Origin of the sequence: Streptomyces calvus (assembly GCF_006782915.1) — a bacterium.
Classification (GTDB): domain Bacteria; phylum Actinomycetota; class Actinomycetes; order Streptomycetales; family Streptomycetaceae; genus Streptomyces; species Streptomyces calvus.
Map to the genome: position 1 here is coordinate 27,778 of NZ_VCNP01000058.1, position 25,469 is coordinate 53,246.

The following is a 25,469-nucleotide window of genomic DNA, read 5'->3' on the forward strand; positions in this document are numbered from 1 at the left end:
ATGGACAAGGAACAGAAGCTCCGGGACTACCTCAAGCGAGCGAGCGCCGATCTGAAGCGTTCGCGGCAGCGGGTGAGCGAGCTGGAGGCGGCGGCCACCGAGCCCATCGCGATCGTCGGCATGAGCTGCCGCTACCCGGGCGGCGTGAACAGCCCCGAGGACCTGTGGCGGATGCTCGTCGCCGGTGAGGACGGCATCACCCCGATGCCCGACGACCGCGGCTGGGAGGCCGCCGTCGGCGACGGGCCCGCCGACTTCGCGGGCGGCTTCCTCCACGACGCGCCCGCCTTCGACGCGGACTTCTTCGGCATCTCGCCGCGCGAGGCACTCTCCATGGACCCGCAGCAGCGGCTGCTCCTGGAGACCTCCTGGGAGGCGTTCGAACGCGCCGGGATCGACCCGACCGGTGTGCGCGGCAGCCGCACCGGCATGTTCGTCGGCGCCATGCCGCAGGACTACCGCGTCGGCCCCGACGACGACGTGCAGGGCTTCCAGCTGACCGGCAATGCCACCAGCATCCTGTCCGGCCGGCTGTCCTACTTCTACGGCGCCGTCGGCCCGGCCGTCACCGTCGACACCGCCTGCTCGTCGTCGCTGGTCGCCCTGCACCTGGCCGCCCAGTCGCTGCGCGCGGGGGAGTGCTCGCTGGCGCTGGCCGCGGGTGTCACCGTGATGGCGAGCCCCACCACCTTCGTCGAGTTCGCCCGCCAGGGCGGCCTCGCGGGCGACGGCCGCTGCAAGTCCTTCGCCGACGCCGCCGACGGCACCGGCTGGTCCGAGGGCGTCGGCGTCCTCGTCCTGGAGCGGCTGTCCGAGGCCCGCCGCAACGGCCACCGCGTCCTCGCCGTCGTGCGGGGCTCCGCCGTCAACCAGGACGGCGCCTCCAACGGCCTGACCGCCCCCAACGGCCCGTCCCAGCAGCGTGTCATCGAGGCCGCCCTGGTCAACGCCCGGCTCTCCGCCGCCGAGGTCGACGTGGTCGAGGCGCACGGCACCGGCACCGTCCTCGGCGACCCCGTCGAGGCCCAGGCGCTGCTCGCCACCTACGGCCGGGGCCGCGACCCCGAACGGCCGCTGCTGCTCGGCTCGGTGAAGTCCAACATCAGCCACACGCAGGCCGCCGCCGGTGTCGCCGGCATCATCAAGATGGTCATGGCGATGCGCCACGACCTGCTCCCGCGCACCCTGCACGTGGACCGGCCGTCCACCCACGTCGACTGGACCGAGGGCGCCGTCCGCCTCCTCACCGAACCCGTCCCGTGGCCGCGCCGCGACAACGCCCCGCGCCGGGCCGGTGTCTCCTCCTTCGGCCTGTCTGGCACCAACGCCCACACGGTCATCGAAGAGGCGCCCGCCGAGGAGGCCCCAGCCGAGGCGCCGCCCGCCGACGACGCGCCCGACACGCCCGCCGTCGAGCCCGGCGCCCTGCCGTGGCTGCTGTCCGGCCGCACCCTCGACGCCCTGCGCGCCCAGGCCGACCGGCTGCTGACGCACCTGCGCGACCTGCCCGGACTCACCGCGCCGGACACCGCCCGCACCCTCGCCACGACCCGCGCCGCCTTCGAGCACCGGGCCGCGTTCACCGCCGCCGACCGAGACACCGCCCTCGCCGCCCTGGCCGCGCTCGCCGACGGCGAGGACACGCCCGGCCTGACCGTCCGCCAGACGCGCGGCCGGCCCAAGCTCGCCGTGCTCTTCTCCGGCCAGGGCTCCCAGCGCCCCGGCATGGGCCGCGATCTGTACGCGCGCTTCCCCGTCTTCGCCCGGGCCCTGGACGAGATCCTCGCCCACCTCGACGCCGGACTCGACCGCCCGCTGCGCCCGCTGCTGCTCGCCGAGGACGGCACCGCAGAAGCCGCGCTCCTCGACCGCACCGGCTACGCGCAGCCCGCCCTCTTCGCCCTCGAAGTCGCCCTGTACCGGCTGGTGGAGTCCTGGGGCCTGACCCCCGACCACGTCACCGGCCACTCCGTCGGCGAGATCGCCGCCGCGCACGTCGCGGGCGTCTTCTCCCTCCAGGACGCCTGCACCCTGGTCCTCGCCCGCGGCCGGCTGATGGAGGCGCTGCCCGAGGGCGGCGCCATGGTGTCCGTCGAGGCCACCGAGGACGAGGTGGCGCCGCTGGTCGCCGAACGCGCCGACCGGGTGTCGGTCGCCGCCGTCAACGGCCCCTCCGCCGTGGTCGTCGCGGGCACCGCCGCCGACGTGGACGCCGTGGCCGCGCACTTCGCCGGGCTCGGCCGCCGCACCCGCCGGCTGCGCGTCTCGCACGCCTTCCACTCGCCGCTGATGGAGCCGATGCTCGCGGAGTTCCGCGACGTCGTCGCCACGCTGACCCCGCAGGCCCCCGCCCTGCCCGTCGTCTCCAACCTGACCGGCACGCCCGCCACGGTCGAGCAGCTGACCTCCGCCGACTACTGGGCCGACCACGTCCGGCACGCCGTCCGCTTCGCCGACGGCGTCTCCTGGCTGGCCGGCCACGGCACCGGCGTCTTCCTCGAACTCGGCCCGGACGGCACCCTGTCCGCCCTCACCCGCGCCTGCCTCGACGCCGCCGGACACGACGACACCGCCGTCCTGCCCGCCCTGCGCAAGGACCGCCCCGAAGCGACCGCGCTTACCGAGACCGCCACCGGCCTGTACCTGCACGGCGTGCCGCTGCGCTGGGACGGCTGGTTCGACGGCACCGGCGCCCGCCTCACCGACCTGCCGACGTACGCCTTCCAGCACCGCCGGTTCTGGCCCAAGGGCGTCACCGGGCTCACCGGTGACGTGCGGGCGGCCGGCCTGGGCGCCGCCCACCACCCGCTGCTCGCCGCCGCCGTCACCCTCGCCAACTCCGACGGGCTGCTGCTCACCGGACGCCTCTCGACACGCACCCACCCCTGGCTCGCCGACCACACGGTCCGCGGCACCGTCCTGTTGCCCGGCACCGCCTTCCTCGAACTGGCGGTACGGGCCGGCGACGAGGTCGGCTGCGACCGCGTGGAGGACCTCACCCTCGCCGCCCCGCTCGCCCTGCCCGAGGACGGCGGCGTCCAGGTGCAGGTGTGGATCGCCGGCCCCGACGACACCGGCCGCCGCACCCTCGGCGTCTACGCCCGCCCCGACGGCGACGACGACCTGCCCTGGACCCGGCACGCCACCGGCACCCTCGCCGCCGGCGCCCGCCACGAGGAGGGCTTCGACGCGGCCGTGTGGCCCCCGGCCGGCGCCGAACCCGTCGACCTGGACGGCTTCTACGACGGGCTCGCCGACGCCGGATTCGGCTACGGCCCCGCCTTCCGCGGCCTGCGGGCGGTGTGGCGGCGCGGCGAGGAGACGTTCGCCGAGGTCTCCCTCGACGCCGGCCCCGCCGGTGACGCGCCCTCGTTCGGCCTCCACCCCGCACTCCTCGACGCCGCCCTGCACGCCTCCGCCTTCGCGCCGCTCGGCGAGGACGGACGCGGTGGCCTGCCGTTCTCCTGGCAGGACGTCAGCCTGCACGCGAGCGGCGCCACCGACGCCCGCGTCCGGATCGTCCCGGCCGGTGACGACGCCGTCGCCGTCGCCGTCGCCGACACCACGGGCGCGCCCGTCGCCTCCGTCGCCTCGCTGGTGCTGCGCACCGCCCCGGACGCGCGCGCCGGCGCGGCCTCCGCCCGGCAGCGCGACGCCCTGTTCGCCCTGGACTGGACCCGGCTCACCGCCTCCGCCGACGGCACCGCCCTGCCCGCCGCGGTCGGCCTGCTCGGCACCGACCCCTTCGGCCTCACCGCCGCCCTGGCCACCGCCGGTGTGACGGTCACCGACGGCGCCGACGGGACGCAGGACCTGGTGCTCGCGCCCGTCGCCGGCGCGGGCGAGGACCGGGTGATCGCCTCGGTGCACGAGGTCACCGCCCGCGCCCTCGGGCAGGTCAGGGACTGGCTCGACGCCCCGGACCGCTCCGGCGCCCGCCTGGTGTTCGTCACCCGCGGTGCCGTCGCCACCGACGGCGGCGCCGTCACCGACGCCGCCGCGGCGGCCGTCTGGGGCCTGGTCCGCTCCGCGCAGGCCGAACACCCCGGCCGCTTCGGCCTCCTCGACCTCGACCCCGCGGCCACGGCCGACCCCGCCTCCGCCCTCCCGGCCGCCCTCACCGCCGACGAACCGCAGACCGCCGTCCGCGACGGCGCGGTCCTCGGCGCCCGGCTGACCCGCGTCCGCCCACCGGCCGAACCGGACGCCCCGGCCTGGAACCCGGACGGCACGGTCGTCGTCACCGGCGGCACCGGCGGCCTGGGCGCCGTCCTCGCCCGCCACCTCGTCACCGAACACGGCGTACGCCACCTGCTCCTCACCAGCAGGCGCGGACCCGACGCCCCCGGCGCCGCCGAACTCGCCGACGCCCTGCGGGAGTCCGGCGCCGAGGTCACGCTCCGCGCGTGCGACGCCGCCGACGCCGAGGCCGTCACCGCGCTCTTCGCGTCGATCCCCGAGGCCCACCCCGTCACCGCCGTGGTGCACACCGCGGGCGTCCTCGACGACGGGCTCGTGGAGACCCTCACCGCCGACCGCCTCGCCGCCGTGCTGCGGCCCAAGGCCGACGCCGTGTGGCACCTGCACCGGGCCACCCGCGACCTCGACCTCGCCGCGTTCGTCGTCTTCTCCTCCTTCGCCGGCACCGCCGGCGCGCCCGGCCAGGCCGGCTACGCCGCCGCGAACGCCTTCCTCGACGCCGTCGCCGCCACCCGGCGCGCCGGCGGACTGCCCGCGCTCTCCCTCGGCTGGGGCCCCTGGGCGCCCGGCACCGGCATGACCGGCGACCTGACCGAGCACGACCTGCGCCGCCTGTCCCGCTCCGGCACACCGCCGCTCGCCCCGCAGGACGGCCTCGCCCTCTTCGACACCGCCCTGACCCTGCCCCGCGCCGTCGTCCTGCCGGTCCGGCTGGACCTGGCCGCGCTGCGCGGCCAGGGCGAGGTTCCGTCGCTGCTGCGCGGCCTGATCCGGGCCCGCCGCCGTACCGTGCGCACCGGCTCCGAAGCCGCCCTCGGCCTCACCCGGCGGCTGTCCCGGCTCGACGCGCAGGCCCGCACCGAGACCGTCACCGACCTGGTGCGCGGCCAGGTGGCCGCCGTCCTCGGCCACGCCTCCGCCACCGACATCGACCCCGAACGCGCCTTCCAGGACCTCGGCTTCGACTCGCTGACCGCCGTCGAACTGCGCAACCGGATCGCCGCCGTCACCGGCCTGCGCACCCCGGCCACCGTCGTCTTCGACCACCCCACCGTCGCCGCCCTCGCCGCCCACCTGCTGGAGGAACTCACCGGCGACACCGGCACGGCCGCCCCGGACCACACCCCGGTGACCGCCGCCACCGCCGACGACCCGATCGTCATCGTCGGCATGAGCTGCCGCTACCCCGGCGGCGTCGAATCGCCGGACGACCTGTGGCGGCTCGTCACCGAGGGCACCGACGCGGTCAGCGGCCTGCCCGTCAACCGCGGCTGGGACCTGGACTCCCTGTACCACCCGGACCCCGACCACCCCGGCACCTCGTACACCCGCTACGGCGGATTCCTGCACGACGCGGGCGACTTCGACCCCGGCTTCTTCGGCATGAGCCCCCGCGAGGCCCTGGCCACCGACTCCCAGCAGCGCCTGCTGCTGGAAGCGTCCTGGACCGCCGTGGAGCACGCCGGCATCGACCCGGTCTCGCTGCGCGGCAGCCGCACCGGCGTGTTCGCCGGCGTCATGTACAGCGACTACTCCGCCACCCTCGCCGACGAGCGCTTCGAGGGCCACCAGGGCAGCGGCACCGCACCCAGCATCGCCTCCGGCCGGGTGTCCTACGCCCTCGGCCTGGAGGGCCCGGCGGTCACCGTCGACACCGCCTGCTCCTCCTCGCTGGTCGCCATGCACTGGGCGATGCAGGCCCTGCGCGCCGGCGAGTGCTCCCTTGCCCTGGCCGGCGGTGTCACCGTGATGTCCACGCCGACCTCCCTGATCGAGTTCTCCCGTCAACGGGGCCTGTCGCCCGACGGCCGCTGCAAGGCCTTCTCCGACGACGCCGACGGCGTCGGCTGGTCCGAGGGCGTCGGCGTCGTCGTCCTGGAACGCCTGTCCGACGCGCGCCGCAACGGCCACCGCGTCCTCGCGGTGGTGCGCGGCTCCGCCGTCAACCAGGACGGCGCCTCCAACGGCCTGACCGCCCCCAACGGCCCCTCACAGCAGCGCGTCATCCGCCAGGCCCTGGGCGCCGCCGGACTCACCCCCGCCGACGTCGACGCCGTCGAGGCGCACGGCACCGGCACCCCGCTCGGCGACCCCATCGAGGCGCAGGCACTCCTCGCCACCTACGGGCAGGACCGCGACCCCGAACGGCCCCTGCTGCTCGGCTCGGTGAAGTCCAACCTCGGCCACACCCAGGCCGCCGCCGGTGTCGCCGGCGTCATCAAGATGGTCCTGGCGATGCGCCACGGCGAACTGCCGCGCACCCTGCACGCCGACCGCCCCTCCGGCCACGTCGACTGGGAGTCCGGCGCCGTCGCCCTGCTCCAGGAGCACACGCCCTGGCCGGAGACGGGCCGCCCCCGCCGCGCCGCCGTCTCCTCCTTCGGCATCAGCGGCACCAACGCGCACCTCGTCCTGGAGCAGCCCGCACCGCTGCCCGCGCCCCGCCCCGCGAGCACCGACGGCGCCGGCACACCGGCCGTCCTGCCGTGGGTCCTGTCCGGCCGCACCCGGCCCGCGCTGCGCGCCCAGGCCGCCCGCCTGCTCGCCCACCTCGACGCCCACCCCGCCCTGGCCCCCGCCGACGTGACCCTGTCCCTGGCCACCACCAGGTCCGCGTTCGAGCAGCGCGCCGTCGCCGTCGGCACCCGCGACGACGCCCGCCGGGCCCTGGCCGCCCTCGCCGCCGGCCGTCCCGACCCGGCGCTCGTCCTCGGCGAGACCGGCGGCGCCGGCCGCACCGCCCTGCTGTTCACCGGACAGGGCAGCCAGCGCCCCGGCACCGGCCGCGAACTGTACGCCCGCCACCCGGAGTTCGCCGCGGCGCTCGACGAGGTCGTGGCGAGGCTCGACCCGCTGCTCACCGACCCGGAGACGGACAGCGCGCCGCGCTCCCTCAAGGACGTCCTGTTCGCCGGTGACGGCACCGCCGAGGCCGCCGCGCTGTACGACACCGGCTGGACCCAGCCCGCCCTGTTCGCCCTCGAAACCGCCCTGTACCACCTGGTCCGCTCCTGGGGCGTGCGCCCCGGCGTGCTCCTCGGGCACTCCATCGGCGGCATCACCGCCGCCCACGTCGCCGGCGTGCTGTCCCTGGACGACGCCTGCACCCTGGTCGCCGCCCGCGCCCGGCTCATGCGGGCGCTGCCCGAGGGCGGCGCCATGCACGCGGTGCAGGCCACCGAAGAGGAGGTGCTGCCGCTGCTGGCCGGCCTGGAGGACCGGGTCTGCCTCGCCGCCGTCAACAGCCCCGGCTCCGTCGTCGTCTCCGGTGACGCCGACGCCGCCGAACGCGTCGCCGCCCACTTCGCCGACCTGGGCCGCACCACCCGCCGGCTGCGGGTCAGCCACGCCTTCCACTCGCCGCGCATGGACGCCGTGCTCGACGCCTTCCGGCAGGTCGCCGAGGGCCTGACCTACCACGAGCCGTCCGTGCCGGTCGTCTCCGACCTCACCGGCCGCCTCGCCACCGGCGACGACCTGCGCACCGCCGACTACTGGGTCCGCCACGTCCGCGGCACCGTCCGCTTCGCCGACGCCGTGCGCGCCGCCCACGACGCCGGCGCCGCCACCTACCTGGAGGTCGGCCCCGGCGGTTCGCTGGCCGCCCTCGTCGAGGAGACCCTCGGCGACGACGCCGGCACCGACGCCGTACCGCTGCTGCGCACCGACCGGCCCGAGGAGAGCGCCGTCCTCACCGCGCTGGCCCGGCTGCACGTGCGCGGGGTCCGCGTCGACTGGGCGGCGGCCCACCGCGGCACCGGCGCCACCACCGTCGACCTGCCCACCTACGCCTTCCAACACGAGACGTACTGGCCCGACACCACCGCCCCCACAGCCCGCCGCACGGCCACCGACCCCGCCGACACCGCCCTGTGGACGGCCGTCGAACGCGGTGACACCGACCGCCTCGCCGGTCTGCTCGGACTGCGCGACGAGGAGCACGCCTCCCTGTACGCGCTGCTGCCGTCGCTGTCGTCCTGGCGGCGCGGCCGGCAGGAGAAGGCCGTCCTGGACGCCGCCCGCTACCGGGTCGCCTGGCGGCCCGCCACCACCGGCGCCCCCGTCCTGGACGGCACCTGGCTGGCCGTCACCACCGCGGGCGACGAGGCCGGCGACGTCCTCGACGCGCTGCGCGGCCACGGCGCCCTGCTGCACCGCCTCGACCTCGACGCCTCCCACCTGGACCGCGACCGGCTCGCCGACGCCCTGCGCGCCGCCGGGGCCGCCGACGCCACCGGCGTCCTCAACCTGCTGCCGCTCGCCGACGGCCCCCGCCCCACCGACGGGAACACCGCCACCGGCGGCCTCCCGCTCGGCTTCGCCCTCGGTGTCGTCCTCGCCCAGGCCTGCGGCGACACCGGCACCACCGCCCCGCTGTGGACCGTCACCCGCGGCGCCGTCTCCACCGGCCCCGGCGACCCGCTCACCCACCCCGCCCGCACCGCCCACTGGGGCCTGGGCCGGGTCACCGCACTGGAACGCCCCGAGCAGCCCGGCGGCCTCGTCGACCTGCCGGCCGTCCTCGACGCGCCCGCGGCGCAGCGCCTGGCCGCGGTGCTCGCCACCCACGACGGCGACGACCAGGTCGCCGTACGCGCCTCCGGCGTGCTCGCCCGCCGCATCGTCCGCCACCCCGGCGCCGACCTGCCCCGCGAGGACGCCTTCACCGCCTCCGGCACCGTCCTGATCACCGGCGGCACCGGCGGGCTCGGCGCCGAGACCGCCCGCTGGCTGGCCCGCGCCGGAGCCGCCCACCTGATCCTCACCAGCAGGCGCGGCCCCGACGCGCCGGGCGCCGCCGAACTCGCCGCCGAACTGGAGGAGTCCGGCGCCCGCGTCACCCTCGCCGCCTGCGACAGCGCCGACCGCGACGCCCTCGCCGCCGTCCTCGCCGCCGTCCCCGACGACGCCCCGCTCACCGGTGTGGTGCACGCCGCCGGCATCGGCCAGGCCGCCGCACTGTCCGCCACACCGCTGGCCGACACCGCCGCCGCCATGGCCGCCAAGACCCTCGGCGCCGCCCACCTCGACGACCTCCTCGACGGCCACGACCTGGACTTCTTCCTGCTGTACTCGTCGGTCGCCGGAGTGTGGGGCAGCGCCGGACAGAGCGCCTACGCCGCCGCCAACGCCTACCTCGACGCCCTCGCCGAACACCGGCGCGCCCGCGGCCTGGCCGCCACCGCCGTCGCCTGGGGCCCGTGGGCCGAGATCGGCATGGCCCACGCGCACCACTCCGTGTCCGACACCCTCGAACGCAGCGGACTGCGCCTGCTGCCCCCCGCCACGGCCATGACCGAACTGCGCCGCGCCGTCGTCCAGCAGGACACCGCGGTCACCGTCGCCGACGTCGACTGGGACCGGTACCACCCGGTGTTCACCGCCGTACGCGCCAGCCGCCTGTTCGACGAGATCGACACCGTGCGCGCCCTCACCGCCCCGGCGCACACCACCGCCGCCGTGTCCGAACTCGCCGGCCGGCTGCGCGCACTGACCGGCGAGGAGCAGGAACGGCTGCTGCTGGACCTGGTGCGCTCCGAGGCCGCCGTCGTCCTCGGCCACACCTCCGCCGAGGGCGTCCCGGCACGGCGGGCCTTCCGCGACGCGGGCTTCGACTCGCTGACCGCCGTCGAACTGCGCAAGCGCCTCGCCGCGCTCACCGGCCTCGCCCTGCCCACCACCCTGGTCTTCGACCACCCCAACCCCGCCGCCCTCGCCCGCCACCTGCGGGACGAACTCCTCGGCACCGGCGACGACACGACCACCGTGGCCGGGCCGGACGCCACCGACGAGCCCATCGCCATCATCGGCATGAGCTGCCGCTTCCCCGGCGGCGCCCGCTCCGCCGACGCGTTCTGGCGGCTCGTCGCCGACGGCACCGACACCATCTCCGAGTTCCCCGTCAACCGCGGCTGGGACGCCGACGCCCTCTACGACCCCGACCCCGACCGGCCCGGCACCACCTACTCCACCCAGGGCGGCTTCCTGCACGACGCGGGCGAGTTCGACGCCGGCTTCTTCGGCATCTCCCCGCGCGAGGCCGTCACCATGGACCCGCAGCAGCGGCTGCTCCTGGAGACCACCTGGGAGGCGTTCGAACACGCCGGCATCGACCCCGCGACGGTCCACTCCACGCCCACCGGCACCTTCATCGGCTCCACCTACCAGGACTACGGCGTCGCCATGGACGACGGCTCCGCCGGGCACGCCGTCACCGGCTCCAGCCCCAGCGTGCTGTCCGGCCGCCTCGCCTACACCTTCGGCCTGGAGGGCCCCGCGGTCACCGTCGACACCGCCTGCTCCTCCTCGCTGGTCGCGCTGCACCTGGCCTGCCAGTCGCTGCGCAACGGCGAGAGCAGCCTCGCCCTCGCGGGCGGCGCCACCGTGATGACCAACCCGATGTCGTTCATCGCGTTCAGCCGGCAGCGCGCCCTGGCCCGCGACGGCCGCTGCAAGGCGTTCTCCGACGACGCCGACGGAATGACCCTCGCCGAGGGCGTCGGCGTCCTCGTCCTGGAACGCCTCTCCGACGCCCGCCGCAACGGCCACGAGATCCTCGCCGTGATCCGCGGCTCCGCCATCAACCAGGACGGCGCCTCCAACGGCCTGACCGCCCCCAACGGCCCCTCCCAGGTCCGCGTCATCCGGCAGGCCCTGGCGAGCGCCGGGCTCACCGCCGACGACATCGACGCCGTCGAGGCGCACGGCACCGGCACCGCGCTCGGCGACCCCATCGAGGCGCAGGCCCTGCTCGCCACCTACGGCCGGGACCGCGACGCCGAACGGCCGCTGCTGCTCGGCTCGGTGAAGTCCAACATCGGCCACACCCAGTCCGCCGCGGGCGTCGCCGGCGTCATCAAGATGGTCATGGCGATGCGCCACGGCACCCTGCCGCGCACCCTGCACGCCGACCGGCCCTCCCGCCACGTCGACTGGGAGTCCGGCGCCGTCCGCCTCGTCACCGAGACCACCGACTGGCGCAAGGACGACGCCCCGCTGCGCTGCGCCGTCTCCTCCTTCGGCATCAGCGGCACCAACGCCCACGCCATCCTGGAACAGGCCCCCGACCGACCCGAACCCGCCGAGGCCCCCGAGCCCGCCCTCCCGGCCGGCGGCACCCTGCCCTGGATCCTCTCCGCCGCCGCCCCCGCCGCGCTGCGCGACCAGGCCCGCAACCTCGCCGCCCACGTCACCGCCGCCGCACCGCACCCCGCCGACGTCGGCCACACCCTGATCACCGCCCGCTCCGTGCTGGAGCACCGCGCCGTCGCCCTCGGCACCACCGCCGGCGAACTCACCGACGCCCTCACCGCGTTCGCCGACGGCCGGTCCACCGCCCAGGTCGTCAGCGGCACCGCCGACACCGACGGCCGCACCGTGTTCGTCTTCCCCGGCCAGGGCTCCCAGTGGGCCGGCATGGGCGCCGAACTCCTCGACACCTCACCGGCGTTCGCCGAGCGGCTGCACGAGTGCGCCGCCGCCCTCGCCCCGTTCACCGACTGGTCCCTGGTCGACGTCGTCCGCGGCGCCGACGGCGCGCCCGACTTCGACCGCGTCGACGTCGTCCAGCCCGCCACCTGGGCCGTGATGGTGTCCCTGGCCGCCCTCTGGCGCGCCCACGGCGTCACCCCGGACGCCGTCGTCGGCCACTCCCAGGGCGAGATCGCCGCCGCCGTCGTCTCCGGGGCCCTGTCCCTGGAGGACGGCGCCCGCGTCGTCGCCCTGCGCAGCCGGGCCATCGGCCGCGTCCTGGCCGGCGCCGGCGGCATGATGTCCGTCCAACTGCCCGCCGCCGAGGCCGAGCAGTACCTGGCCGCCCACGGCGGCGCCGTGTCCGTCGCCGCCGTCAACGGGCCCCGCTCCGTGGTCCTCGCCGGCACCCCCGACGCCCTCGACGCCCTGCACACCGAGTTCACCTCCCGCGACATCCGCGCCCGCCGCGTCGCCGTGGACTACGCCTCCCACTCCCCGCAGGTCGAACGCCTCCACGACGAACTCCTCGACCTGCTCGCCCCCGTGACACCGCGCCGGCCCGAGGTGCCGTTCCACTCCACCGTCACCGGCGCCGTCCTCGACACAGCGGCCACGGACGCCGCCTACTGGTACCGCAACCTGCGGCAGACCGTCCGCTTCGAGGACGCCGTACGCGCCCTCCTCGGCGCCGGACACACCGTGTTCGTCGAGATCAGCCCGCACCCGGTGCTCACCATGGCGGTGCAGGCCACCGCCGAGGAGACCGGTGACCACGTCGCCGTCACCGGCACCCTGCGCCGCGAACAGGGCGGCACCGGCCGCTTCCTGGCCTCCCTCGCCGAGCAGTGGGTCCGCGGCGGACACGCCGACTGGGCCGCCGTCCACGCCGGAAGCGGCGCCCGCAGGACACCCCTGCCCACCTACGCCTTCCAGCGCGAGTACCTGTGGACCCAGGCCGCGCCGCCGCGCGCCGCCGGTGACGGCGACCCGGCCGACGCCGAGTTCTGGACCGAGGTCGAGCAGGAGGACGTCGACTCCCTCGCGAACCGCCTCCACCTGGACCGCGACGCCCTCGCCCCCGTGCTGCCCGCCCTGTCCACCTGGCGACGGCAGCGCCGCGACCGCTCCACCGTCGGCTCCTGGCGCTACCGCGCCACCTGGAAGCCGCTCGCCGCCCTGCCCGACGCGGCCCTCACCGGCACCTGGCTGCTGGCCGCCGCCGACGGCACCGACCCCGAACACACCGCCGCCGTACGGGAGGCGCTCACCGCGCACGGCGCCGAGGTGACGCAGCTGCACCTCGACGCCGCCGACACCGACCGCGCGCACCTGGCCGCCCGCCTGCGCGAACTGCCCGAACCCACCGGCGTGGTGTCGCTGCTCGCTGCCGCCGAGGACACCGGCACCCTCCACCCCGTGCTGCCCGCCGGGCTCGCCCTCTCCGTCACCCTGGTGCAGGCCCTCGGCGACGCCGGCGTCGACGCGCCCCTGTGGGCGCTGACCCGCGGCGCCGTCTCCACCGGCCGCGCCGACCGGCTCACCCGGCCCGTGCAGGCCATGGTGCACGGCCTCGGCTGGACCGCCGCCCTGGAACACCCCGAGCGCTGGGGCGGCACCGTCGACCTGCCCGACACCCTCGACCACCGGGCGGCGCAGCGGCTCGCCGCCGTCCTCACCGGCGCCACCGGCGAGGACCAGCTCGCCGTCCGCGCCTCCGGCGTCCTCGCCCGCCGCGTCGCGCCCGCGCCCGCCCCGGCCGGCGGCCCCGGCTGGAGCCCGCGCGGCACCGTCCTGGTCACCGGCGGCACCGGCACCCTCGGCCCCCACCTGGCCCGCTGGCTCGCCGACCGGGGCGCCCGCGACCTGGTCCTCACCAGCCGCCGCGGCGAGGGCGCACCCGGAGCGGCCGACCTCGTCGCCGACCTCGCCGACCGCGGCTGCACCGCCACCGTCGTCGCCTGCGACGTCACCGACCGCGCCGCCGTCGCCGCCCTCCTGGACCGGCTCGCCGCCGAGGGCCGCACCGTCCGCAGCGTCTTCCACACCGCCGCCGTCATCGAACTCCAGTCGATCGACGAGACGAGCCTGGACGCCTTCGCCAAGGTCGTGCACGCCAAGACCGCCGGCGCCGCCCACCTCGACGAACTCCTCGACGACGACCAGCTCGACGCGTTCGTCCTCTACTCGTCCACCGCCGGCCTGTGGGGCAGCGGCCGGCACGCCGCGTACGTGGCCGCCAACGCCCACCTCAACGCGCTCGCCGAGCACCGGCGGGCCCGCGGCGCCCGCGCCACCGCGATCTCGTGGGGCATCTGGGCCGACGACATGAAGCTCGGCCGCGTCGACCCCGGCCAGATCCGCCGCAGCGGACTGGTCTTCATGAACCCCGACCTGGCCCTCGCCGGACTGCAGGGGGCCCTCGACGCCGACGAGGGCGTCCTCGCCGTCGCCGACGTCGACTGGGACCGCTACCACCCGGTGTTCACCTCCTCGCGGCCCACCGACCTGTTCGAGGACGTCCCCGACGTGCGGCGCCTCACCGAGGAGGCGGCCGCCCGCACCGGCGACGGCGGCGAGTTCGCCGCCCGGCTGCGCGCACTGCCCGCGGCCGAACGGGACCGGCTCCTGCTCGACCTGGTCCGCTCCGAGGCCGCCACCGTCCTCGGCCACGCCTCCCCGGAGGTGCTGTCCGAGCGCCGCGCCTTCCGCGACGTCGGCTTCGACTCCCTGACCGCCGTCGACCTGCGCAACCGGCTCGCCGCCGTCACCGGCCTCACCCTGCCGAGCACCCTCGTCTTCGACTACCCGGACCCGCTCACCCTCGTCGCGCACCTGCGCGGCCTGCTCGGCGACCCCGGCACCGAGGACGGCGCAACGGCCCCCACCACCGCGGCCGTGGACGACGAACCCATCGCCGTCGTCGCCATGAGCTGCCGCTACCCCGGCGGCATCAGCAGCCCCGAGGCGCTGTGGGACCTCGTCCTGGCCGGCGGCGACGCCATCACCGGCTTCCCCGCCGACCGCGGCTGGGACGCCGACGCCCTCTACGACCCCGACCCCGACAAGCCCGGCACCACCTACTCCACGCAAGGAGGCTTCCTCCACGACGTCGCCGACTTCGACGCCGCGTTCTTCGGCATCTCCCCGCGCGAGGCCCTCGCCATGGACCCGCAGCAGCGGCTGCTGCTGGAGACCGGCTGGGAGGTCCTGGAACGCGCCGGCATCGACCCCGCCACCCTCCGCGGCAGCCTCACCGGCACCTTCATCGGCGCCAGCTACCAGGACTACACGGCGGGCGGCGCCTCCACCGAGGGCGCCGAGGGCCACCTCATCACCGGCACCATCTCCAGCGTGATGTCCGGCCGCCTCGCCTACACCTTCGGCCTGGAGGGCCCGGCCGTCACCCTCGACACCGCCTGCTCCTCCTCCCTGGTCGCGCTGCACCTGGCCTGCCAGTCGCTGCGCAACGGCGAGAGCACCCTGGCCCTCGCCGGCGGTGTCAGCGTCATGGCCACGCCCAGCGCCTTCACCGGCTTCAGCCGCCAGCGCGCCATGGCCCCCGACGGCCGCTGCAAGGCGTACGCCGAGGGCGCCGACGGCATGAGCCTGGCCGAGGGCGTCGGCCTCGTCCTCGTCGAACGGCTCTCCGACGCCCGCCGCAACGGGCACCCGGTGCTCGCCGTGATCCGCGGCTCCGCCGTCAACCAGGACGGCGCCTCCAACGGCCTGACCGCCCCCAACGGCCCCTCCCAGGCCCGCGTCATCCGCCAGGCCCTCACCAACGCGGGCCTCACCCCGGCCGACGTCGACGTCGTCGAGGGACACGGCACCGGCACCGCGCTCGGCGACCCCATCGAGGCGCAGGCCCTGCTCGCCACCTACGGCCAGGGCCGGAACCCCGAACGGCCGCTGCTGCTGGGCTCGGTGAAGTCGAACATCGGCCACACCCAGATGGCGTCCGGCATCGCCGGCGTCATGAAGATGGTCATGGCGATGCGCCACGGCACCGTCCCGCGCACCCTGCACGTGGACACCCCGTCCAGCCACGTCGACTGGGACTCCGGCGCCATCGACCTGGCCACCGACACCGTGCCCTGGCCGGAGACCGGCCGGCCCCGCCGCGCTGCCGTCTCCTCCTTCGGCCTGAGCGGCACCAACGTCCACACCGTCGTCGAACAGGCCCCCGACAACCCCGACGACGCCGCGGACACCGCGCCCGCCACGGACCCCGGCACCCTGCCGGCCGGTGTGCCCCTGGTCCTGTCCGCCCGCACCGCCCCCGCCCTGCGCGCCCAGGCGGCCCGCCTGCTCGACCACACCGCGGCCCGCCCGGACGTCGCGCTGCTCGACCTCGCCCACTCCCTGGCCACCACCCGCGGCACCCTGGAGCACCGGGCGGCCGTCCTGGCGGGCGACCGCGACGGCGTGCTGCGCGCCCTGACCGCCCTGCGCGACGGCACGCCCGACGGTGCCCTCGTCACCGGCGCGCCCGCCCGGGGCCGCCTCGCCTTCCTGTTCACCGGACAGGGCAGCCAGCGCGCCGCCATGGGCCGCGACCTGTACGACCGGTACCCGGTCTTCGCGGACGCCCTGGACGCCGTCCTCACCCGCTTCGACCAGCATCTCGAACACCCGCTCAGGGACGTGCTGTTCGCCGCCGACGGCAGCGAGGACGCCGCCCTGCTGCACGACACGGCCCGCACCCAGCCCGCCCTGTTCGCCCTCGAAGTGGCCCTGTACCGGCTTCTGGAGTCCTGGGGCACGGTCCCCGACAGCGTCGCCGGCCACTCCGTCGGCGAACTCGCCGCCGCGCACGTCGCAGGCGTCCTCTCCCTGGACGACGCCTGTACCCTCGTCGCCGCCCGCGGCCGCCTGATGGCGGCCCTCCCGGCCGGCGGCGCCATGGTCGCCGTACAGGCCGCCGAGGACGAGGTGCTGCCGCTGCTGGACGGACTGGAGGACCAGGTCGCCCTGGCCGCCGTCAACGGCCCCCGCGCCGTCGTCCTGTCCGGCGACGAGGACGCCGTCACCCGGGTCGCCGCCCGGCTCGCCGAGGACGGCCACAAGACCCGTGCGCTGCGCGTCAGCCACGCCTTCCACTCGCCGCACATGGACGCCGTGCTCGACGACTTCGCCCGCGTCGCCCGCGGCCTCACCTACCACCTGCCGTCCGTCCCGCTGGTGTCCACCGTCACCGGCGAGCCCGCCTCCACCGACGAACTGCGCAGCCCCGACTACTGGGTCCGGCAGGTCCGCGCCACCGTCCGCTTCGCCGACGCGGTGCGCACCCTCGCCCGGCAGGGCCACACCTCGTTCCTGGAGGTCGGCCCCGACGGCACCCTGTCCGCCGCCGCCCGCGACACCCTCGACGCCGTCGAGGACACGGACGGGCCGGCCGGCGCGGCGACGGTCACGGTGCCCGCGCTGCGCCGCGACCGCGACGACGTCACCGCCCTGACCGCCGCCCTGGCCCGGCTCCACGTCCACGGCATCCGGGTGGACTGGTCCGCCGTCCTGCACGGCACCGGCGGCCGCCGCGTCGACCTGCCGACCTACGCCTTCCAGCACAGCCGCTACTGGCCCGACACCACCCACGCGGCCACCCCGGCCGCCACCGCGGCCCCGGCCGACGCCGCGGACGCCGCGTTCTGGTCCGCCGTCGAGCGCGCCGACCTGCCCGCCCTCGGCGCCGACCTCGGCCTCGACGACGACACCCTCGCCGCGCTGGTGCCCGCCCTGTCCGCGTGGCGCCGCCGCCGCACCGAACGGGCCGCCGCCGACGCCCGCCGCCACCGCGCCGTGTGGAAGCCGCTGGACGGCGCCCCCACCGCACGCCCCGCCGGCACCTGGCTGGTCCTGCTCCCCGTCTCCGGCCCCGACACCGACACGGCCGACCTGCCGGACCTGCTCGGCCTGCACGCCGTGCGCGTCACCACCGACGGCCGGGACCGGGCGACGCTCGCCCGCATCCTGCGGGAACTCCCGCTGCCCGACGGCGGCTTCACCGGCGTCCTGTCCCTGCTGGCCCTCACCGCCGACGACCCCGACGCCGGTGATCCCGCCGGACTCGGCGGCCTGCGGCCCACGGCCACCGCCGTACAGGCCCTCGGCGACGCGGGCGTCCACGCCCCGCTGTGGATCCTCACCCGCCAGGCCGTCGCCACCGGCCGCGCCGACCGCCTCGCCCACCCCGGGCAGGCCGCCGCGCGGGGCCTGGTCCGGGTCGCGGCCCTGGAACAGCCCGAACGCCGCTTCGCCGCCGTCGACCTGCCCGAACACCTCGACACCCGCGCCGCGCGGCGCCTGGCCCACCTGCTGGCCGAACCCGGTGACGAGACCGACCTCGCCGTCCGCGCCTCCGCCACCTACGCCCGCCGCCTGGCCCACCACCCCACGCCCGACGGCCCCGCCCCACGGCAGTTCGCCCCCGACGGCACCGTCCTGATCACCGGCGGCACCGGCGCCCTCGGCGCCCACGTCGCCCGCCGCCTCGCCGGACGCGGCACCCCGCACCTGCTGCTGGTCAGCCGCCGCGGCCCCGACGCGCCCGGCGCCGCCCAACTCGCCGACGAACTGCGGGAACTGGGCGCCGAGGTGACGGTCACCGCCTGCGACACCGCCGACCGCGACGCGCTGGCCGCCGTCCTGGCTGCCGTACCGGCCGAGCAGCCCCTCACCGCGGTGGTCCACACCGCCGGCGTGCTCGACGACGGCGTCCTCGACGCCCTCACGCCCGCACGGTTCGACACCGTCCTGCGGGCCAAGGCGCACTCCGCGGCTCTCCTGCACGAGATGACCCGCGACAGCGGCCTCACCGACTTCGTGCTGTTCTCCTCCACCGCCGGCAGCCTCGGCGCCGCCGGCCAGGGCAACTACGCGGCCGCCAACGCCTACCTGGACGCCCTCGCCGAACACCGCCGGGATCTCGGCCTGCCCGCCACCGCCGTCGCCTGGGGCCCCTGGGCCGGCACCGGCATGGCCGGCGACGGCACCGGAGTCGAGGACCGCGTCCGCCGCGGCGGCTTCACCCCGATGACCGCCGAGGACGCCCTCACCGCCCTCGACACCGCCGTCGCACACGGCGACACCGCGCTGACCGTCGCCGACATCGACTGGCAGCGGTACGCGGCCGTCTTCACCGCCAACCGCCCCCTGGTCCGCGACCTGCCCGCACTGCGCGCCACCACCGTCGACTCCACGACCGCGGCCACGACCGCCCCGCCGGCGCTCGGCCGGGAACTCGCCGCGCTCACCGGACCCGCCCGCCGGCGGTACGTCCTGGACTTCGTGCGCGCCCAGGTCGCCGCCGTCCTCGGCCACCCCGACCCGGCCGCCGTCGAACCCGACCAGGCCTTCACCGACCTCGGCTTCGACTCGCTGACCACCGTCGAACTGCGCAACATCCTCAACGTCACCACCGGCCTGAAACTGCCCGCCACCCTCGTCTACGATCACCCCACCACCCGCGACCTGGCCGCCCACCTGCTCACCGAACTGCTCGGCACCCTGCCCGAGCCGGCCGACGGCCGCGCCGCCGCGGACACCACCAACCGGCCGCTGGACGACGACCCCGTCGTCATCGTCGGCATGGGCTGCCGCTTCCCCGGCGGCGTCGGCTCGCCCGACGACCTGTGGCACCTGCTCCGCGAGGGCCGCGACGCCATCACCGGCTTCCCCGCCGACCGCGGCTGGGACCTCGACGCCCTCGCCCGCGGCGGCTCCGCCACCCTGGAAGGCGGATTCCTCGACGGCGCCGGCCTCTTCGACGCCGCCTTCTTCGGCATCTCCCCGCGCGAGGCCCTCGCCATGGACCCGCAGCAGCGGCTGCTGCTGGAAACCTCCTGGGAGGCCCTGGAACGCGCCGGCATCGACCCGGCGGGCCTGCGCGGCAGCGCCACCGGCGTCTTCGTCGGCACCAACGGCCAGGACTACGCCGGCGTGCTCCGCCGCGGCACCACCGACGTGCAGGGCCACGCCGCCACCGGCACCACCGCCAGCGTCATGTCGGGCCGCCTGTCCTACACCCTCGGCCTGGAGGGCCCCGCCGTCACCGTTGACACCGCCTGCTCCTCGGCGCTCGTCGCCCTGCACATGGCCGCCACGGCCCTGCGCTCCGGCGAGTGCTCCCTGGTCCTGGCCGGCGGCGTGTCGGTGATGTCCAGCCCCGACGCCTTCGTCGAGTTCACCGCCCAGGGCGGCCTCGCGGGCGACGGCCGCTGCAAGGCCTTCGCCGACTCCGCCGACGGCACCGCCTGGTCCGAGGGCGCCGGTGTCCTGGTCCTGGAACGCCTCTCCGACGCCCGCCGCAACGGACACCCCGTGCTCGCGGTGGTCCGCGGCGCTGCCGTCAACCAGGACGGCGCCTCCAACGGCCTGACCGCCCCCAACGGCCGCGCCCAGCAGCGCGTCATCCGCGCCGCCCTCACCGACGCCCGCCTCACCCCCGCCGACGTGGACGTGGTCGAGGCGCACGGCACCGGCACCACCCTCGGCGACCCCATCGAGGCCCACGCCCTGATCGCCGCCTACGGCACCGGCCGCGACCCGGAGCAGCCGCTGCTGCTCGGCACGGTCAAGTCCAACCTGGGCCACACCCAGGCCGCCGCCGGTGTCGCCGGCGTCATCAAGACCGTGCTCGCCCTGCGCCACGGCGAACTGCCCAGGACCCTCCACATCGACACCCCGTCCACCCACGTCGACTGGTCCGACGGCACGGTCGCCCTGCTCCGCGAACACCGCGCCTGGCCCGAGACCGGCCGTCCGCGCCGCGCCGGCGTCTCCGCCTTCGGCGTCAGCGGCACCAACGCCCACGTCCTGCTGGAGCAGGCCCCGGCGGACGCCCCGGCGAACGACGAGGCACCCGTGACGCCCGCCGAGGTGCCGTGGCTGGTGTCCGCCCGCACCCCTGAGGCCCTCACCGCACAGACCGAACGGCTCACCGCGTTCACCACCGCCCACCCGGACGTCACCGCCCTGGACACCGCCTACACCCTGGCCGTCGGCCGCACCGCGTTCGAGCACCGTGCGGTGCTGCTCGCGGACGCGGAGGGCGAACAGCCCGTCGAGGTGGCGCGTGGGCGTGCGGCGGAGCGTTCGACGGCGGTGCTGTTCTCGGGTCAGGGTTCGCAGCGGGCCGGGATGGGGCGTGAGCTGTACGCGCGCTTCCCGGTGTTCGCGGAGGCGTTGGATGCGGTACTGGCGCGGCTGGACGTGGAGTTGGAGCGTCCGCTGCGTGAGGTGCTGTTCGCGGAGCCGGGTTCGGCGGAGGCTGAGCTGCTGGATTCCACGGGGTTCACGCAGCCGGCGCTGTTCGCGGTCGAGGTGGCGCTGTACCGGCTCGTCGAATCCTGGGGTGTGCGGCCGGAGTTCGTGGCCGGGCATTCCGTGGGTGAGATCACGGCCGCGCACGTCGCCGGGGTGCTGTCGCTGGAGGACGCCTGCACGCTGGTGGCTGCTCGTGCGCGGCTGATGCAGGAGCTTCCGGCGGGCGGCGCGATGGTGGCCGTGCAGGCTGCTGAGGAGGAGGTCGTTCCGCGGCTGACGGACGGGGTGGCCCTCGCGGCCGTGAACGGTCCGGACGCCGTGGGGATCGCCGGTAGCGAGTCCGAAGTCCGGGCGCTCGCGGATGTGTTCGCGGGGGAGGGGCGCAAGACGCAGCGCCTGGTGGTGAGTCATGCCTTCCACTCGCCGTTGATGGAGCCGATGCTCGCGGAGTTCCGCGAGGGGGCGGAGGGATTGACGTACGCCGAGCCGTCGATTCCCGGGGTGTCGAACGTGACCGGTGAGATCGCCGAGCCGGGGCTGCTGTGTTCGGCGGAGTACTGGGTGCGGCATGTGCGTGGCACCGTGCGGTTCGCCGACGGGGGGCGTGTGCTGGCCGGTGCCGGTGTGAACGCGTTCCTGGAGCTGGGCCCGGACGGTGTGCTGACCGGGATGGCCGCGCGCGTGCTGGACGGTGCCGAGGACGTCGTGTCCGTGGCGGCGCTGCGCAAGGACCGTGCCGAGGAGACCGCGCTGCTGACCGCGCTGGCCCGGCTGCACGTCACCGGCGTCGACATCGACTGGGACGGCTGGTTCCGCGGCACCGGCGCTCGTCGTACCGAACTGCCCACCTATGCCTTCCAGCGTGAGCACTACTGGCCCGAACCGGCCGTGGCGCCCGGCGCGGGAGCCGCGCAGGACCCGGCGGACGCGGCCTTCTGGGCGGCCGTCGAGAGCGAGGATGTGGAAACGCTGTCCGCCACGCTCGACCTGGACGACGCCGTTCTGTCGGACGTGCTGCCCGCCCTGTCCTCCTGGCGCCGCGGGCTCAACGAGCGGTCGCTGGTGGACCGTTGGCGCTACCGGGTGAGCTGGCGTCCGTCGGCCGCCAACGGCAGCGCCGCCACCGGCTCCCGCGCCGACGACGGCACCTGGCTCGTGCTGATCCCCACCGTGCTCGACGGCGACCCGTGGGCCGACGCCCTCGCCAGTGCCCTCGGCGCCGACGCGGTGCGCGTGGTCTGCGCCCCGGACGACGACGCCGCCCTCGCGGACCGCCTGGCGCAGGCCGCCCGGCGCGCCGCATACGCCGGTGTGGTCTCCCTGTTCGCCGCCGTGCGCGACGACGGCGAACCCGCTGCGCGCGCCCTGCCGTCCGGTGCCGCCCGGCCCGACGCCCTGCTGGACGCCCTGGACGCAGCCGGCATCACCGGCCGGCTGTGGGCCGTCACCCGCGGCGCGGTGTCCGTGGGCCGTTCCGACGCCGTCGCCGACCCCGCGCAGGCGGCGGTCTGGGGCCTCGGCCGGGTCACCGCCCTGGAGCGGCCCGACCGGTGGGGCGGACTCGTCGACCTCGACCACGTGGCCGACGCCCGCACCGCCGAGCGTCTGCGCGCCGTCCTGGCCGCGACCGGAACGGACGCCGAGGACCAGGTCGCGCTGCGCGCCTCCGGCGTCTACGCCCGACGGCTGGTCCGGGCGTCGGCGCAGCGACCGGACGCCGCGTGGCGGCCCACCGGCACCGTGCTGGTCACCGGCGGCCCCGACGGCTTCGCCGGGCACGTCGCCCGCTGGCTGGCCGGCAACGGCGCCACCGGCGTACTGCTGGCCACCCACGCACCGGCCGACCCCGACGCCCTCGACGCGCTGCGCGCCGAACTCGCCGACCCGGAAACCGAGTTCACGGCCGTCGCGTACGACCCGGCCGACGCCGGCGCGCTCACCGCCGCCGTGGACGCCCTGCCCGACGGCCGCCCGCTCACCGCGGTCGTCCACACCGGCGACCACGGCACACCCGCCGACAGCGGCGACCCGGCCGACGCCGACGCGCTCCTCACCGCCGTACGCCGGGACCTCGACGCGCTGGACGCGGCCACCGGGCGGCGCAGCCTGGACGCCTTCGTCGTGTTCGGCTCCATCTCCGGAGTCTGGGGCGTCAGCGGTCAGGGAGCCGGTGCCGCGGCGGGCGCCTACCTGGACGCCGTCGCCCAGCGGCGCCGCGCCGACGGCGGCACCGCCGTCGCCGTCTCCTGGGGTGCCTGGGCCGGCGCGGGGCCGGACGGGCTCGCCGCCCACCTGCGCGCCAACGGCCTGCCCGCCATGGACCCGCAGCGGGCGCTGACCGTGCTCGGCGCGGTCGTCGGCGAGGCCGCCGCCGACCCGTCGGCACCCGCCTCGGTGACCGTCGCCGACGTGGTGTGGGACCGGTTCGCCCCCGCCTTCACCCGCATCCGGCCCGGCCGCCTGTTCACCGAACTGCCCGAGGCACGGCGCGCACTGGACGCGGCGAGCGGCGGCGACCGCGCCGACGCGGACACCACCCACGCGCTGCGCACCCGGCTGCGGCAGCTGGACGAGCGGGACCGGCTCCGGTACGCGCTGGACCTGGTGCGCACCGAGGTCGCCTCGGTGCTCGGCCACGCGGGTGCCGACGCCGTACCCGCCGAACAGGCCTTCAAGGACCTCGGGTTCGACTCGCTGACCGCCGTGGACCTGCGCAACCAGCTCGCCACGGCCACCGGGCTCACCCTGCCCGCCACCCTGGTCTTCGACTACCCGACGCCCACCGCGCTCGCCGGACACCTGCTGGCCGGGCTCCTCGGCGACGACACCGGCCCGGCGGCGGCCCCCGCCGCGCACGGAACGGACGCCGCACCGGCCGACGACCCGATCGTCATCGTCGGCATGAGCTGCCGCTACCCGGGCGGAGTGCGCTCCCCCGAGGACCTGTGGGAGCTGGCCGTCGCCGGCACCGACGCCATCGGCGCCTTCCCCACCGACCGCGGCTGGGACCTGGACCGGCTCCTGAACGGCGACCGGGACGGCCGGGGCCGCAGCGTCACCCGCCACGGCGGATTCCTCTACGACGTCGCCGACTTCGACCCCGACTTCTTCGGCATCTCGCCGCGCGAGGCCCTCGTCATCGACCCGCAGCAGCGGATCGTGCTGGAGGCCGCCTGGGAGGCCCTGGAACGGGCCGGCATCGACCCGGCCGGGCTGCGCGGCGGCGACACCGGTGTCTTCGTCGGCGGCGGCAGCGGCGACTACCGTCCCGCCGTCGGCCAGGTCGGCCACGTCGAGACCGCCCAGTCGGCGAGCCTGCTGTCCGGCCGCCTGTCCTACACGCTCGGCCTGGAAGGGCCCTCGGTCAGCGTCGACACGGCCTGCTCGTCGTCACTGGTCGCGCTGCACCTCGCGGCGCAGGCCGTGCGCAACGGCGAGTGCTCCCTCGCCCTCGCGGGCGGTGTCACCGTGATGTCGACCCCGGTCGGCTTCGTCGAGTTCGGCGAGATGGGCGCCCTGTCGCCGGACGGCCGCTGCAAGGCCTTCTCCGACGACGCCGACGGCACCGCATGGGCCGAGGGCGTGGGCATGCTCGTCGTCGAGCGGCTCTCCGACGCCCGCCGCAACGGCCACCACGTCCTCGCCGTGCTGCGCGGCTCCGCCGTCAACCAGGACGGCGCATCCAACGGCCTGACCGCCCCCAACGGCCCGTCCCAGCAGCGCGTCATCCGCAAGGCGCTGGCCGCCGCCGGCCTCACCGCCCGCGACGTCGACGCCGTCGAGGCGCACGGCACCGGCACCGCGCTCGGCGACCCCATCGAGGCCCAGGCCCTGCACGCCACCTACGGCCAGGACCGTGACCGGCCGCTGCTGCTCGGCTCACTGAAGTCCAACCTCGGCCACACCCAGGCCGCCTCCGGTGTCGCCGGCGTCATCAAGATGGTCATGGCCATGCGCCACGGCACCCTGCCGAAGACCCTGCACGCCGACACGCCGTCCTCGCACATCGCCTGGGACCCGGACGCCGTACGGCTGCTGACCGAACAGACCGCCTGGCCCGAGACCGGCCGTCCGCGCCGCGCCGGTGTGTCCTCCTTCGGCGCCAGCGGCACCAACGCCCACGTCGTCCTCGAACAGCCCGCCGGTGACACCGCGCCCGTCCCGGCCGGCCCGGACGGCCCGTGCGACGACCGCACCGGCGGACCGCTGCCCGTCCCGCTGTCCGCCGTCACCCCGGACGCCCTCGCCGACCAGGCCGGCCGCCTGCGCGACCGGCTCACCGGCGACGCGGGCCCGGACACGGCGCACGCCACCGCGTCCGTCGCCGACCTGGCGCTGTCCCTCGGCACCACCCGCTCGGCGTTCGAGCACCGGGCCGTGCTCGTCGCCGCCGACCGGGCCGAACTGCTCGACGCGCTCACCGCGCTCGCCGAGGACCGCACCGCCGTGAACGTCCTGCGGGGCCGCGCCGCCCCCGGCGGCCGGACCGCGTTCCTCTTCCCCGGCCAGGGCTCCCAGCGACCCGGCGCCGG

1 protein-coding gene (running past one end of the window) is annotated in these 25,469 nt (G+C 76.6%); it reads left to right on the forward strand.

Annotation, left to right across the window (positions count from 1 at the left end; translation table 11 throughout):
* Window positions 1-25,469 carry the 5' portion of a type I polyketide synthase gene (locus FGW31_RS33535; protein WP_142197379.1) on the forward strand. It continues 3,196 nt past the right edge of the window, so 25,469 of the gene's 28,665 nt are visible here — the first part of the coding sequence; its start codon is at window positions 1-3; the stop codon falls past the right edge of the window.